12 protein-coding genes are annotated in these 14544 nt (G+C 66.0%); 7 read left to right on the plus strand and 5 right to left on the minus strand.

Annotation, left to right across the window (positions count from 1 at the left end; genetic code table 11):
- The first annotated feature begins 22 nt into the window (after window positions 1–22).
- From OXR08_RS15410 to OXR08_RS15425, 4 genes are all read left to right on the plus strand, one after another.
- Window positions 23–3502 carry a carboxypeptidase regulatory-like domain-containing protein gene (locus OXR08_RS15410; RefSeq protein WP_267351213.1) on the plus strand — a complete coding sequence of 1160 codons (3480 nt, stop codon included), beginning with the start codon at window positions 23–25 and terminating at the stop codon, window positions 3500–3502.
- A 105-nt stretch (window positions 3503–3607) separates the two neighbouring features.
- Window positions 3608–4729, plus strand: a complete 1122-nt coding sequence (locus OXR08_RS15415; protein ID WP_112381388.1) for a histidine kinase — start codon at window positions 3608–3610, stop codon at window positions 4727–4729.
- Window positions 4726–5532 carry a LytTR family DNA-binding domain-containing protein gene (locus tag OXR08_RS15420; protein ID WP_112381389.1) on the plus strand — a complete coding sequence of 269 codons (807 nt, stop codon included), beginning with the start codon at window positions 4726–4728 and terminating at the stop codon, window positions 5530–5532. The genes OXR08_RS15415 and OXR08_RS15420 overlap by 4 nt, the downstream gene beginning before the upstream one ends.
- Before the next feature lie 113 nt (window positions 5533–5645).
- Window positions 5646–7502, plus strand: a complete 1857-nt coding sequence (locus OXR08_RS15425) for an ABC-F family ATP-binding cassette domain-containing protein (RefSeq protein WP_267351216.1) — start codon at window positions 5646–5648, stop codon at window positions 7500–7502.
- Window positions 7503–7618: 116 nt separating this feature from the next.
- On the opposite strand, the gene OXR08_RS15430 is transcribed toward OXR08_RS15425, so the two are convergent.
- Together OXR08_RS15430 and OXR08_RS15435 are read right to left on the minus strand one after the other, a co-directional pair.
- Entirely contained in the window at window positions 7619–7885 is a 267-nt protein-coding gene (locus OXR08_RS15430; RefSeq protein ID WP_112381390.1) for a DUF3297 family protein, read from the minus strand.
- Window positions 7886–7962: 77 nt separating this feature from the next.
- Window positions 7963–8364: a hypothetical protein gene (locus tag OXR08_RS15435; RefSeq protein WP_267351219.1), complete on the minus strand. Its 402-nt coding sequence runs from the start codon at window positions 8362–8364 to the stop codon at window positions 7963–7965.
- Between the two features lie 130 nt (window positions 8365–8494).
- Between OXR08_RS15435 and OXR08_RS15440 the strand changes: the two genes are divergently transcribed.
- Complete coding sequence (locus OXR08_RS15440; protein WP_267351222.1) at window positions 8495–8893, plus strand: EVE domain-containing protein; 399 nt, start codon at window positions 8495–8497, stop codon at window positions 8891–8893.
- On the opposite strand, the gene OXR08_RS15445 is transcribed toward OXR08_RS15440, so the two are convergent.
- Together OXR08_RS15445 and typA are read right to left on the minus strand one after the other, a co-directional pair.
- A complete protein-coding gene (locus OXR08_RS15445; RefSeq protein WP_267351224.1) occupies window positions 8890–9702 on the minus strand; it encodes a shikimate 5-dehydrogenase in 813 nt (270 codons plus the stop codon). The two genes, OXR08_RS15440 and OXR08_RS15445, sit on opposite strands and share 4 nt — an antisense overlap.
- 253 nt (window positions 9703–9955) lie before the next feature.
- Window positions 9956–11797 (minus strand): translational GTPase TypA, encoded by a 1842-nt coding sequence (gene typA, locus OXR08_RS15450; protein ID WP_112381394.1) that lies wholly within the window; start codon window positions 11795–11797, stop codon window positions 9956–9958.
- 165 nt (window positions 11798–11962) lie between these two features.
- Here typA and OXR08_RS15455 point away from each other — a divergent pair, with 165 nt between their 5' ends.
- Window positions 11963–13171: a toxic anion resistance protein gene (locus OXR08_RS15455; protein ID WP_112381395.1), complete on the plus strand. Its 1209-nt coding sequence runs from the start codon at window positions 11963–11965 to the stop codon at window positions 13169–13171.
- A gap of 6 nt (window positions 13172–13177) precedes the next feature.
- Complete coding sequence (locus OXR08_RS15460; protein ID WP_149681095.1) at window positions 13178–13903, plus strand: hypothetical protein; 726 nt, start codon at window positions 13178–13180, stop codon at window positions 13901–13903.
- A gap of 3 nt (window positions 13904–13906) precedes the next feature.
- Here OXR08_RS15460 and OXR08_RS15465 read toward each other — a convergent pair whose 3' ends face one another.
- Complete coding sequence (locus tag OXR08_RS15465) at window positions 13907–14071, minus strand: hypothetical protein (protein WP_162843973.1); 165 nt, start codon at window positions 14069–14071, stop codon at window positions 13907–13909.
- Between the last annotated feature and the right edge of the window lie 473 nt (window positions 14072–14544).

Consider the following 14544-nt stretch of genomic DNA (forward strand, 5'->3'; position numbering starts at 1 on the left):
CTGCGCAAAGGGGTATAATTCAATGCGAACCAATTTGTTCCTGGGTGTGGCCGCGGTCGCGCTCGTGATGCCGGTGGCTGCCACCGCACAGGAAACGACGTCCGCGATCCGCGGCACCGTGACGGCAGGCGGCACGCCCGTCGCCGGCGCGACCGTGACGATCGTCAACGTTCCCACCGGAACCACGTCGACCACGACGACCGACGCCAATGGCGGCTTCTCGTCGACCGGCCTGCGCCCCGGCGGCCCTTACACCGTGTCGGTCGCTGCCGCCGGTTACCAGGGTGCACAGGTTACCGACATCCAGACCGTGGTCGCCCAGTCCTTCGAACTGCCGATCGAACTGACTGCCGCCGCGACCGCCGACGCGGGTGAAGGCGAAGAGATCGTCATCAGCGCCGCACGCCTGCCCAATGCGCGCACCGTGTCGCAGGGCCCGGCGACCGTCCTCAACGCCGACGACATCGCCAACATCGCCAGCCTCAACCGCGACATTCGCGACCTGTCGCGTCGTGACCCGTTTGCCCGTCTGGACGACACGCCGACCGGCGGTCGCGCCATCTCCTTCGCCGGCCAGAACGCACGCTACAACCGCTTCACGGTGGACGGTGTACCGATCACCGACAATTTCGGCCTGAACGCCGACGGTCTGCCCAGCCGCCGCTCGCCGATTCCGTTCGACGCGATCGGCCAGTTCCAGGCGCAGGTCGCTCCCTATGACGTTCGCCAGGGCAACTTCCAGGGCGGCGCGATCAACATCATCCTGAAGTCGGGCACCAACGACTTCCATGGCACCGGCTTCTATGCGCGCTCGGGCGACGAGTTCGTCGGCAAGCGCACCAGCAACGGCCCCGGCATCCCCAATGGCCGCGCTGCGGTGCCGAACTTCAAGATCGACAATTTCGGCGCCGAGCTGTCGGGCCCGATCATCCGCGACAAGCTGTTCTTCATGGTGGCGGGCGAGCGTCTGCGCGGCGGCCGTCCGATTCCGGAAGGCCCGGTCGACAACAATGCCGGCACCGCGATCCCCAATCTGAGCCAGGCACAGGTCGACCAGGTTTCGGATATCGCACAGCGCATCTATGGCTATGATACGGGCGGCGTGCAGCGCAGCCTGAACGACAAGGACGACCGCGTCGTTGCGCGCATCGACGCCAACCTTTCCGACACGCAGCGTCTGGCGCTGACCTATACCTATGCCGATGACGGCATCACGCTGCTGAACAACACCTTCAGCACGATCACCACCGGCAGCCCGGGCCTGGGTCTGGCGTCGAACGCCTATACGCAGGGCAACCGCCTGCACACCGGCGTGGTGCAGTTGAACTCGGACTGGACCGACACCTTCTCGACCGAAGCCCGCGGCTTCTACAAGCACTATACGCGTATCCAGGAGCCGCTGCTCGGCCGTGGTTTCGCGCAGATGCGCGTTTGCACCAACCCCGTCTCGCAAGGGTCGCTGACGGGTTGCGAAGGCCGCGCTGGCCAGTCCGGCACCGATGCCGTCGTGGCCTTCGGCCCGGACAGCTCGCGCCAGACCAACCAGCTCTATACCGAGACCTGGGGCGGCCTGTTGCAGGCGCGCCTGACGATGAACGACCATGACGTCCGCGTCTTCACCGAGATCCAGGACGTGTCGGTCTTCAACTCGTTCCTGCAGAACAGCGCCGGCGCCTATTATTTCGACTCGATCGCCGACTTCGAAGCGCGTCGCGCCAGCACCTTCCAGTACGGCAACGCGATCCGCGACAATAACGGTCTGCCGGCCTTCAATCCGGACGCGGCGGCCGCTCGTTTCGGCTACCAGAGCTACACGTTCGGCGTCATGGACAACTGGCGCGTCACCCCCACGCTGACCTTCAGCTACGGCGCACGCTACGATCTCTACGCGATGCATGACCGCCCCGTGCTCAGCAACGCGTACCTGACCCGTTACGCCAACGGCGCGATCGTCAACGGCGAGCGCAAGACGATCGCCGGCAACACCACCAACATCTCCGGCTTCAACCTCTTCCAGCCGCGCATCGGCTTCGACTGGAAGCCGGCCCGCCGGCTCTCGATCCGCGGTGGCGGCGGCATCTTCGGCGGCGGCACCCCCGACGTCTATGTGTCGAACAGCTTCTCCAACACCGGTGTGCTGACCAACTCGCTGTCGCTGACCCGTACGGCGACCGGCTATAACGGCTTCCCCGGCGGCACCGACGCGGCAACGCAGATCGCGGTCGGCAATGCGGCGCTGAACGGCGTCACCGGCAACTCGATCCCGGGTTCGGTGAACACCACACTGGGCAACGCGGCGATCGCCACCAGCGCCACGGTCAACGCGCTCGATCCGAACTTCAAGGTGCCGTCGCAGTGGCGCACCACGCTGTCGGGTGAGTATAACGCCGATCTGGGCCCGCTGGGCGACAACTGGATCTTCGGCGCCGACTTCCTGTACTCGCGCGTCCGCAACCAGGTGTACTTCACCGACATCCGTTCGCAGCCGATCGCCGGTTCGCTGACCCCGGACGGTCGCCAGCGTTACCAGAACATCATCGACGGCGCGGCCAGCACCAACACCAACACCGACATCCTGCTGACCAACACCACGCGGGGCCGTTCGTACATCGCGGTCGCGCGCTTCGAAAAGGCGTGGGACCTCGGCCTGACGATCAACGGCAGCTTCACCTATGCCGATGTGAAGGACCAGGCGCCGGCGACCTCGTCGACGGCGGGTTCGAACTACAGCAACGGTGCGTTCGTGGATCCGAACAACGTCGCCTATGGCATCTCGAACGACCAGGTGAAGTACTTCTTCAAGTACGGCGTCAACTTCGACCATGCCTTCTTCGGCGACTACAAGACGCAGATCGGCCTGTTCGGCGAAACCCGTATCGGTCACCCGTTCAGCTACACCTTCCAGGACTATCAGCCCTCGGGCGGTACGCCGCGCTCGGCGATCTTCGGCACCACCGGCCGCAGCACGGCGACCGGCACCGGCGGCAACCGTTACCTGATGTACGTGCCGACCGTGAACGATCCGCTCGTGTCGTACAGCAGCGTCGAATACGCCAATGCGGTCAACGCGTTCATCGACGCATCGGGCCTGGGCAAGTATCGTGGCCGCGTCGCGCCGCGTAACGCGTTCAACTCGCGCTGGTTCACCCGTCTCGACCTGCACGTCTCGCAGGAGATCCCGACCGGCTTCGGCGGCTCGCGCCTCCAGGTCTTTGCGGACATCGAGAACTTCACCAACTTCATCAACAAGAAGTGGGGCCAGCTGCGCGAGTACACCTTCCCGTACAACGCGGCGGTCACCCAGGTGCAGTGTCTGACGGCGCCGGTTGCGACCGGTACCGCGCCGACGGCGGCGCAGACCACGGCCAATGCCGGCCAGGCCTGCAACCAGTACCGCTACTCGCCGCTCGGTGGCACGACCAGCTTCACGACCCCGACCGATCAGGTCTATGTGAACCAGTCGCTCTACTCGATCCGCGTCGGCGCGCGCTTCACCTTCTGATCCGCGTTACCATCGCCTGACCGAAGGCCGTCGCTCCCTTGACCGGAGCGGCGGCCTTCGCCGTTTTTGCACCGGCACCCGGGTGCGTGTAGAGCCGGCATTGCAATGGCCACGTCTTCGCTCGCTGCCCCTTCGCGTCCGCCGCTGTCCGCACGGCCGTTTTTCGAGAACAAGGCGCGCGCCTTCTGGATTTTGCAGGCGGCCGGGTGGACCGGCTATCTCGTCCTGCGCAGCGTGGTGGCGATCTCGAACGGCTTCTCGCTCGAAAAGATCATCCCCGTCATCATCGAGGCGATCCTGGGCTATTGCATCACGCTGCTGCTCTCGACGCTCTATGGCTATTACCGGCGCATCCCGCGCATCGCGGGCGTGTTCCTGACGCTGGCGACGCTCAGCGCCGCGACGTTCCTCTACGCCTCGCTCAACGCCTTTTCCTTTTCGTTCATCACCAAACCCACGCCCGGCGTCACCCTGGTCCTGCTGCTCGGCACGCTGTTCCTGAACCTGGTGGTGCTGGCCGGCTGGTCCGCACTCTATTTCGCGATCAATTATTATCTGATCGTCGAGGACCAGATGGACGAGATGCGCGCGCTGGAGCTGCAGGCGTCGTCCGCGCAACTGGCGATGCTGCGCTACCAGTTGAACCCGCATTTCCTGTTCAACACGCTCAATTCCATCTCCACGCTGGTGCTGCTGAAACAGACCGAGCGGGCCAATGCGATGCTCAGCCGGCTGTCGTCCTTCCTGCGCTACACGCTCGCCAACGAGCCGACCGCCCACGTCACCGTCGCGCAGGAGGTGGAAACGCTGAAGCTGTATCTGGAGATCGAGAAGATGCGTTTCGAGGAGCGCTTGCGCCCCAGCTTCGAGATTGATCCCCGCGCCGAACGCGCCCGCCTGCCCTCGCTACTGCTCCAGCCGCTGGTTGAAAACGCGATCAAATATGCCGTGACTCCGCAGGAGGAAGGCGCCGAGATCGCGGTCAGCGTGCGGCTCGCCGGGCAATGGGTGCAGATCGGCGTATCGGACAGCGGTCCTGGCTTGCACGAGGTGCGGCATTCGCCAAGCCTTTCAACCGGTGTGGGGCTCTCCAATATCCGGGAGCGGCTGGCGCAGGCTTATGGCCTGCACCACCGCTTCGAGACGCGCTCCGCGCCCGCTGGCGGGTTTTCGGTCCATATCGAGATCCCGTTCCAGCTCGAGACTGTGAATAGAGAGGCCGCATGACCATCCGTACCATCCTCGTCGACGACGAGCCCCTGGCGATCCAGGGACTGGAGCTTCGCCTCCAGGCGCACGACGACGTCGAGATCATCGAGAAATGCATGAACGGGCGCGAGGCGATCCGCGCGATCAAGACGCACAAGCCCGATCTCGTCTTTCTCGACATCCAGATGCCCGGTTTCGACGGCTTTTCGGTCGTCCAGGGGCTGATGGAGGTAGAGCCGCCGCTCTTCGTCTTCTGCACCGCCTATTCCGATCACGCGCTGCGCGCGTTCGAGGCGCAGGCGGTCGATTATCTGATGAAGCCAGTGGACGAATCGCGGCTCGGCGACACGCTCGACCGCGTCCGCCAGCGCCTGGCCGAAAAGCGCGGTGCCAACGAAACCGAAAAGCTGAAGGAGGCGCTGGCCGAGCATGCCCCCGAGGCGGCGGCCGACCTGACCGCCGACGGCCCCGGCGGCGAACATGCCTCCAGCCGGTTCGAAAAGCTCATCAACATCAAGGATCGCGGCCAGATCTTCCGCGTCGATGTCGACACGATCGAACTGATCGAGGCGGCCGGCGATTACATGGTCATCAAGACCGGCGACAATTCGCTGGTTCTGCGCGAAACGATGAAGGACCTCGAAAAGCGGCTCGATCCGCGCCGCTTCCAGCGCGTGCACCGCTCGACCATCGTCAATCTCGATCTGGTCAAGCAGGTAAAGCCGCACACCAACGGTGAATGCTTCCTGGTGCTCGACTCGGGCGCGCAGGTGAAGGTCTCGCGCTCCTACCGCGACGTGGTGGCGCGCTTCGTCCACTAAGGCTTCCGTCGCCTGAGGGCATCCAAAGGGGGGTCGGCCAGCAATGGGCCGGCCCCTTTTGCCTTGCCGCACCCCCCGTGACGCCGGGCCTGCAAAATGCTAACGGCGCGCGCATGCTCAATCTCAACGGCATCACCGTGCGGCTCGGCGGCCGCACGATCCTCGACCGCGCATCGGCCGCCCTCCCGCCCGGCAGCCGCGTCGGCCTGATCGGCCGCAACGGCGCCGGCAAGTCGACGCTCGTCCGCGTCATCGCCCGGCAGTTGGAGGCGGACGAGGGTGCCGCCGAGATGCCGCGCGGCAGCCGCCTCGGCTATATCGCGCAGGAGGCACCTTCGGGCACCGCGACCCCCTTCGACACGGTGCTGGAGGCCGATACCGAGCGCGCCACGCTGATGGTCGCGTCCGAGACGGAAACCGACCCGGACAAGCTGGGCGACATCTACGAACGGCTGATCGCGATCGACGCCTATACCGCCCCGGCGCGCGCCGCGACGATCCTGAAGGGGCTCGGCTTCGACGAGGAGATGCAGGGCCGCCCGCTCGACAGCTTCTCGGGCGGGTGGAAGATGCGTGTCGCGCTCGCCGCCTTGCTGTTCTCCGCGCCCGACGTGCTGCTGCTCGACGAGCCGTCGAACCACCTCGATCTCGAAGCGGTGATGTGGCTGGAGGATTTCCTGAAATCCTACCGCGCGACGATCCTGCTGGTCAGCCACGAGCGTGACTTCCTCAACAACGTCGTCGATCACATCCTGCACCTGCAGGGCGGCAAGGTGACGCTGTATGTCGGCGGCTACGACTCGTTCGAGCGGCAGCGTGCCGAGCGCATGGCGCAACTGGCCGCCGCCAAGGCGAACCAAGACGTGCAGCGGGCCAAGTTGCAGGACTATATCGCGCGCAACTCCGCCCGCGCCTCCACCGCCAAGCAGGCGCAGAGCCGGCAGAAGATGCTCGCCAAGATGCAGCCGATCGCGGAACTGGCGAACGACCCGTCGCTGTCCTTCGACTTCCCCGATCCCGACGAACTGCGCCCGCCGCTCATCACGCTCGACATGGCGACGGTCGGTTATGCCGAAACCCCGATCCTGAAGCGGCTGAACCTGCGTCTCGATCCGGACGACCGCGTCGCCCTGCTCGGTCGCAACGGCAACGGCAAGACGACGCTCGCCCGCCTGCTCGCCGCGCAACTGGCACCGATGGACGGCGAGATGAACGCGTCCGGCAAGATGCGCGTCGGCTATTTCACCCAGTATCAGGTGGAGGAGCTCGACGCGACGGACACGCCGCTCGAACACATGACCCGCACCATGCGCGGTGCCAGCCCGGCGGCGGTGCGTGCGCAACTCGGTCGCTTCGGCTTTTCGGGCGACAAGGCGACGACGCTGGTCGGCAAGCTGTCGGGCGGCGAGCGCGCCCGCCTCGCGCTGGCGCTCATCACGCGGGACGCCCCGCACATGCTGATCCTCGACGAGCCGACCAACCACCTCGACGTCGATGCGCGCGAGGCGCTGGTCCAGGCGCTGAACGGCTATAAGGGCGCCGTCGTACTGGTCAGCCACGATCGCCACATGCTGGAGATGACCGCCGACCGGCTGGTGCTGGTCGATCAGGGCACCGCGCGTGAGTTCGACGGGACGCTGGACGACTATATCGCCTTCGTGCTGTCCGGCGACAGCAAGCCTGCCGAGTCCAAGCCCGCCAACAAGGCGGATCGCAAGGCGTCGGCGGCCTATAAGGAAGCCGAAAAGGCCCGCAAGAAGCTGATCCGCGAAGCCGAGGCGGAAACGGCGAAGCTCACCGCAGAGCTGACCGAGATCGACCGCGCGATGTTCGATCCCTCGACCGCCACACCCGCGCTTGCCAAATTGACGATGTCGGACCTGATGAAGCGCCGCGCGGCGCTGCAGGATCAGCTGGAGGCTGCCGAAACCCGCTGGATGGAAGCCAGCGAGGCGTTGGAAGCGGCCTGAACCTTACTCCCTCTCCCCTCGGGGAGAGGGAGGGGCCCGCGGCCTAAGGCCGTGGGAGGGTGAGGGGCCGCCCAGCAGTGCAACCCTGCTTGCCGCCCCCACCCGAACGCGCTCGCTTACTCGCCCTCGTCCGCGTCACCCGCAGCCGGATTCTCGATCCAGGCCTCCACCGGGCCGGTCAGCTTGATCGTCAGCGGCCGGCCGTGCCGGTCCATCTTCTTGCCCAGCGCAACGCGGATCCAGCCTTCGGAAATCGAATATTCCTCGACGTCGCGGCGTTCCTGCCCCTTGAAGCGGATGCCGACCCCGCGCTGGAGCAGGTCCTGGTCGAAATAGGGGCTGTCGGGGTTCGTCGAAAGACGATCGGGAGGCGTATCGGTCATGCCCCGCGCTTAGCCTCGGGCCCATCGGCTTGCCAAGCAAAAGCGGCGCCGGATCGCTCCGACGCCGCCCAAGGGTATCAGTCGCAGATCCGGACGCGGACGTTGCGGCCCCAATAAGGGTCCCATCGCCAGTCGTTCCAGCAGCGTGGCTGATAATAGGCGCGCGGCGGTGGCGCGTAATAGCGATCATAGGCGTAACCGCGATCCGCATAATAGCCGCGGTCATAATAGCCCCGGTCGTAATAACCGCGATCATAATAGCGATTGCGGTTGTTCGACGCGATCGCCGCACCGACGCCCAGTCCCAATATGCCGCCGAGCAGCGCGCCTGCGGCAACATCGCCGCCGCGGTCGCGGTGATGCCACCCGCCGCCATAGCCCCGCCCGCGCCAGCGCTGCGCATCCGCCGGCGCCGCCGTGGCAAGGACCGTCGCGGCCAGCGTCAGTCCCAACCCTGCCTTTTTCCATCCATGGATCATCTCGAACCTCCGATACTGACACGCCCGGTCCGCTGGAGACAAAAACGCGTAAAGGTGCGAGCGTGTTGCCTGTCATGCCGGTTTCGGGCTGAATGGTCGCGGAATAGAGTGTTTAGATGGGGTTCAGGCGATGGGTCACTGGCTGCTGAAGTCCGAGCCGGACAGCTATGGCTGGGACGATCTGGTCCGCGACGGCGGCACCGAATGGGACGGGGTACGCAACAACGCGGCCGCCGGGCATCTCCGCGCCATGGCGGCGGGTGACGAAGCGCTGATCTATCACAGCGGCAAGGACAAGGCGGCGGTTGGGATCGCGCGTATCGCCCGCGCGGCACAGGCTGACGGCGACGACGGGCGCTGGGTGTCCGTCCGCGTCGAACCCGTCCGCCCCCTGCCCCGCCCCGTCACGCTTGCCGCGATGAAGGCCGAACCGGCACTTGCCGACATGGCGATGCTCCGCCAGTCGCGCCTGTCCGTCTCGCCGGTCACCGATGCCGCATGGCAGATGCTGATGCGCCTGGCGGGTTAGCCGCGCGCGAACGCCGCCGCCTCGTCCACCTGCGCGTCCGTCGGCCGCACACCCGTATAGAGCACGAATTGCTCCAGCGCTTGCAGGGTCGCCACCTCGGTACCGATGATCACCCGCTTGCCCGCCACGCGTGCGGCGCGCAGGAAGGGCGTCTCGGGCGGATATTGCACCACGTCGAAGGCGATCTCGGCCCGTTCGATCATCGCCGCGGGAAACGCCAGCCTCTCGGCATCGGCGCCGGTCATCCCCAATGGCGTGACGTTGACCAGGATCGGTGCCGCCCCCTCTGCTTCCCCGCGCCAGGCAAAGCCGTATAGCGCGGCCAGTCCGCGCCCTGCCTCCTCGTTGCGCGCGACGATCGTGCCGTGCGCGAAGCCCGCATCGCGAAACGCCGCCGCTACCGCCTTGGCCATGCCCCCCGATCCGCGCAGCACGAACGGCGTCGCCGGATCGATATCGGCGATCAGCGTGCGCACCGCGCCGTAGTCGGTGTTGTGGCCCGTCAGACGTCCGTCGTCGTTGACGATCGTGTTCACGCTGTCGATCGCCGCCGCGCTCGGCGCCAGATCGTCGATCAGCGAAATCACCGCCTCCTTGAACGGCATCGAAATCGCGCAACCGCGAACGCCCAGCGCGCGGATCCCGCCGATCGCCGCCGGCAGGTCGGTCGTGCTGAACGACTTGTAGACATAATCCAGCCCGGTCAGCTCATAGAGCCGGTTGTGGAACCGCGACCCATAATTGCCCGGTCGTGCAGACAGCGACATGCACAGACGCGTATCGCGCCCGATCGGAGGTTTCTGCGTCATGCCCCGCCCTTTAGCGGATCAGGCGCGGTTCGGAAAATCCGGTTCACGCGAAGACGCGAAGCCGCAAAGAGATTGCATCCCGCATCACCGTTACGGATCATCTCGACCGGAAGACATGCCGCGTCGATGATGAGGAGGGAGCCTGCGGCTCACGCATCCTCTCCGCGCCTCCGCGTGAACCGAACCTTCTTCGCGTCTTCGCGTCTTCGCGTGAACAAAAAAAGGCCGGACGTTTCCGCCCGGCCCCTTACCCTTATGCCGCTTCCTTCGAGCGCGCGGCGCGCTTGCGCTCGTGCGGGTCGAGATGGCGCTTGCGCAGGCGGATCGACTTGGGCGTCACCTCCACCATCTCGTCGTCGTCGATATAGGCGATTGCCTGTTCCAGCGTCATCTTCTTGGGCGGGGTCAGCCGGATCGCATCGTCCTTGCCGCCGCTCGCGCGGAAGTTCGTCAGCTGCTTCGCCTTCATCGGATTGACCTCCAGGTCATCCGTCTTGGCGTTCTCGCCGATGATCATGCCCTCATAGAGCGCCTCGCCATGCCCGACGAACAGGATGCCGCGATCCTCCAGCGGCCCCAGTGCATAGGACTGCGCCTCGCCCGCACCGTTGGAGATCAGCACGCCGTTCTTGCGGCCCTCGATCACGCCCTTGTACGGCCCGTAACGCTCGAACAGCCGGTTCATGATGCCGGTGCCGCGCGTGTCCGACAGGAACTCGCCGTGATAGCCGATCATGCCGCGGCTGGGCGCGGAGAAGGTGATGCGCGTCTTGCCGCCGACCGAGGGACGCATGTCCGTCAGCTCGGCCTTCCGCAGGTTCATCTTCTCGACGACGGTGCCCGAATGCTCCTCGTCCACGTCGATGATGACGGTTTCATACGGCTCGGTCCGCTTGCCGTCCTCGTCGGTGCCGAACAGCACGCGCGGACGGCTGATGCCCAGCTCGAAGCCCTCGCGGCGCATCGTCTCGATCAGCACGCCGAGCTGAAGCTCGCCGCGCCCGGCGACTTCGTAGCTGTCGCGGTCGGCCGCCTCGGTCACCTTGACCGCGACGTTCGATTCGGCCTCGCGGAACAGGCGGTCGCGGATCATGCGGCTCGTCACCTTGCTGCCCTCGCGGCCCGCCATCGGCGAGTCGTTCACGGCAAAGCGCATCGACAGCGTCGGCGGATCGATCGGCTGCGCGTGCAGCGCCTCGGTCACGCTGATGTCGGCGATGGTGTTCGCCACGGTCGCCACGGTCAGGCCGGCCAGCGAGATAATGTCGCCCGCCTTGGCCTCGTCCACCGGCACGCGGTCCAGCCCGCGGAACGACATGATCTTGGAGGCGCGACCCGTCTCGACGATGTTGCCGTCGTTATCGAGCGCATGGATCGGCTGGTTGATCTTCACCGTGCCCGAATTGACCCGGCCGGTCAGGATGCGGCCCAGGAAGTTGTCGCGGTCCAGCAGCGTGACGAGGAAGGTGAACGGCGCATCCACGTCCAGGTTGGGCGGCGGCACATGGTTCACGATCGTCTCGAACATCGGGATCAGCGTGCCTTCGCGCGCGTCCATGTCGGTCGAGGCATAGCCGTTGCGGCCCGAGGCGTAGAGCACGGGGAAGTCGAGCTGCTCGTCATTGGCGTCCAGCGACACGAACAGGTCGAACACCTCGTCCAGCACTTCCTGGATACGCGCGTCGGGGCGGTCGACCTTGTTGACCACCACGATCGGCTTCAGGCCCAGCGCCAGCGCCTTGCCGGTCACGAACTTCGTCTGCGGCATCGCGCCTTCCGACGAATCGACCAGGAGGACGACGCCGTCGACCATCGACAGGATGCGCTCCACCTCGCCGCCGAAATCGGCGTGGCCGGGGGTGTCGACGATGTTGATCCGCACGCTCTCGCCGCCATTCGGCGGGGTCCAGTCGACCGAGGTCGGCTTGGCCAGAATGGTGATGCCACGCTCTTTTTCGAGGTCGTTGGAATCCATCGCACGCTCTTCGACGCGCTGGTTGTCGCGGAAAGTGCCCGACTGGCGGAACAACTGATCGACCAGCGTCGTCTTGCCGTGGTCGACGTGCGCGATGATCGCCACGTTGCGGAGGCTCATAAGGTTCTCTTGTTCGGAAAAGGGATGTTGCGCGCGCCCATAGCCGAAATGCCCGCCCGCGGGAAGGGCGGTGAACGATCTCTGGCGATATATTGAAGCAATACACTTGAAGCGCGCGCCGTTCCTCGCCAGACTCTGCGCAAAGGCACTGGAGACGCAAAGCAAATGGCGACGACCCCCGAAACCGTGCAGGAGCTGAAGCTTACCCCGCCCGATCCGGTGCCCAGCGTCGCACCCGCCAAGGCCGCGGGGCTCGTCCCCGTCGATGAAAAGACGCGCAGCCAGCTCGACACCCGCGTCGACGGCTTCGTCGCCGATCTGGTCGCGCAGGATGTGAACAGCCCCGAATTCGGCCGCCGCGTCGATGCGATCACCGCCATGGGGCAAAAGGAGATCCGCGAGGCCGCGGGCCAGTCCAACCGCTTCCTCGATCGCCCGGTGCGCGCGATGGATCAGGAATCGGGCGTCGGCAAGGACCTGACCGAGCTGCGCCGGCTGGTCGAAAGCCTCGACCCGGGCCGGCAGGGCAATCTGTCCGCGCCCAAGAAGCTGCTCGGCATCCTGCCCTTCGGCAACAAGATGCGCGATTATTTCGACGGCTATCGCTCGTCGCAGACGCATATCGCCGCCATCCTGAAGAGCCTGTCCTCGGGTCGCGACGAACTGCTGATGGACAATGCCGCGATCGATACCGAGCGCGCCAATCTGTGGGCGGCGATGGGCCGGCTGGAACAGATGATCCACCTTTCCAAGGCGATGGACAGCAAGCTGGAGGAGACCGCCAACGATCTCGACCACAGCGATCCCGCCAAGGCCAAGGCGATCCGCGAGACCGCGCTGTTCTACACCCGCCAGCGCACGCAGGACCTGCTGACCCAGATGGCGGTCACCGTGCAGGGCTATCTGGCGCTCGACCTGGTCAAGAAGAACAATGTCGAGCTGGTAAAGGGCGTCGACCGCGCCTCCACCACCACCGTCTCGGCGCTGCGCACCGCGGTCACCGTCGCGCAGGCGCTCGCCAACCAGAAGCTGGTGCTCGACCAGATCACCGCGCTCAACTCCACCACCGCCAACATCATCGATTCGACCGGAAAGCTGCTGCGCAGCCAGACCGCGCAGATCCACGAACAGGCGGCGGCGTCCACCATCCCGCTGGAAACGCTGCAGCGCGCCTTCCAGAACATCTACGACACGATGGACGCGATCGACACCTTCAAGCTGAAGGCGCTCGATTCGATGAAGACCACCGTCACCGCGCTCGGCTCGGAGGTGGAGAAGTCCAAGGGCTATATCGCCCGCGCCGAGGGCGCGCAGCAGGGCCGGCTTGCCGGTCCCGGCGGCGGCACGTCGTCGTTCAAGCTGGAGGCGCTGTAAGCCGCGATGCCCACGCCCCGCTCCCAGGAAGTCGATGCGCAGATCGAGCGTGCGCGCGAGGTCATGGCGCGCATCTCGCAGGATTATCGGGGCGCGGGGCGGCGCGTGCGGCGCAAGGCGACGTCGCTGCTCCGCCGGCTGATCGCCATCGCGCTGGCCAATGCCGCGCTGCTCGTCGCCGCGATCGTCGCCGGGCTGATCCTGCCCGGCGGTATCGGCCTGTTCGGCGCGCTGGCGGTGATGTTCCTGATGGTCGCCGTGACGCTGGGCATCGCGCTGGCGCCGGCCGGCCGTGCGCCCTCCCCCGCCAAGCTGGCGCAGGTCGATATCAAGGCGCTGCCGGCGCAGACGGAACGCTGGCTGGAGGCACAGCGCCCGATGCTGCCCGCCCCTGCCGCGACGCTGATCGACCGCATCGGCCTGCGCCTCGATACGCTGTCGCCGCAACTGGCCGCCGTCTCCAACGACAGCGCGGAAGCGCAGGAGGTCCGCCGCCTGATCGGCGAGCAGCTTCCCGCCTTTGTCCGCGATTACGAACGCGTTCCCGATACGCTGCGCCGGGTCGAGCGCAACGGCCGCACCCCGGACGCGCAGCTGGTCGACGGCCTGCGCCTGATCGAACAGGAAATCGCCGACATGACCGGCCGGCTCGCCCAGACCGACCTCGACAGCCTCTCGACCCGCGGCCGCTTTCTGGAGATGAAGTACCGGGAGGGCGAGGGCACGAACTGACCGTCAGGCTCCGCCGATCCCCTCCACCACCGTGCCCGTACCGCCACAGTTCGGGCAGTCGCCATCATCGATCGTCCCACTACCCCCACAGCGCGGACACACATTCTCGCCGGTGCCGGGCGTCCCCTCGGGCGCGACGTCGCCGGGATTGATCGGTTGTTGGGCCATGGACATTCTCCTCGCCCCATCAACGCATTACGGACAAGCAGGCTCCAACACGATCCCCTCTCCCCGCTGGGGAGCATCAGGTAAACAGCGCCCCGCGCTGTTTAGTCCATGCCGGGGGGCATGGACGACCTGATGCTGGAGGGGCCCGGCGCGAAGCGGGGGGAGGGTGAGGGGCAGCCCAGCAGTGCTACGGTTTGGAGCCTGATGACCTTACCTGATCCGTTCGTGCCGAGTAGAGATCGAGTAGCTCCGCAGGAGCGTATCGAGAGCGCGTATCGAGGTACCGCCCCGCGCACCGACCTGTTCATCTCGATACGCGGCTTTGCCGCTACTCGATGACTACTCGACGGCAATTTGAGACGAACGGATAAGGGTTGGCCCTCATGTCACTGCAATTCAGGCGGGCCTATCCGGCCCCCCGCGCCGCCAACCGCGCCACCGCGGCCTCATGCAACCCGCGCGCCGTCACCAGC

The sequence above is a fragment of the Sphingomonas sp. GM_Shp_2 genome, from assembly GCF_026540875.1.
Lineage (GTDB): Bacteria > Pseudomonadota > Alphaproteobacteria > Sphingomonadales > Sphingomonadaceae > Sphingomonas > Sphingomonas carotinifaciens.

Coding starts and splice junctions, on each gene's coding strand:
- typA (WP_112381394.1), bottom strand. CDS start 11,797: ATGAGCCTCCGCAACGTGGCGATCATCGCGCACGTCGACCACGGCAAG.
- OXR08_RS15415 (WP_112381388.1), top strand. CDS start 3,608: ATGGCCACGTCTTCGCTCGCTGCCCCTTCGCGTCCGCCGCTGTCCGCA.
- OXR08_RS15445 (WP_267351224.1), bottom strand. CDS start 9,702: ATGACGCAGAAACCTCCGATCGGGCGCGATACGCGTCTGTGCATGTCG.
- OXR08_RS15410 (WP_267351213.1), top strand. CDS start 23: ATGCGAACCAATTTGTTCCTGGGTGTGGCCGCGGTCGCGCTCGTGATG.
- OXR08_RS15430 (WP_112381390.1), bottom strand. CDS start 7,885: ATGACCGATACGCCTCCCGATCGTCTTTCGACGAACCCCGACAGCCCC.
- OXR08_RS15440 (WP_267351222.1), top strand. CDS start 8,495: ATGGGTCACTGGCTGCTGAAGTCCGAGCCGGACAGCTATGGCTGGGAC.
- OXR08_RS15425 (WP_267351216.1), top strand. CDS start 5,646: ATGCTCAATCTCAACGGCATCACCGTGCGGCTCGGCGGCCGCACGATC.
- OXR08_RS15435 (WP_267351219.1), bottom strand. CDS start 8,364: ATGATCCATGGATGGAAAAAGGCAGGGTTGGGACTGACGCTGGCCGCG.
- OXR08_RS15460 (WP_149681095.1), top strand. CDS start 13,178: ATGCCCACGCCCCGCTCCCAGGAAGTCGATGCGCAGATCGAGCGTGCG.
- OXR08_RS15465 (WP_162843973.1), bottom strand. CDS start 14,071: ATGGCCCAACAACCGATCAATCCCGGCGACGTCGCGCCCGAGGGGACG.
- OXR08_RS15420 (WP_112381389.1), top strand. CDS start 4,726: ATGACCATCCGTACCATCCTCGTCGACGACGAGCCCCTGGCGATCCAG.
- OXR08_RS15455 (WP_112381395.1), top strand. CDS start 11,963: ATGGCGACGACCCCCGAAACCGTGCAGGAGCTGAAGCTTACCCCGCCC.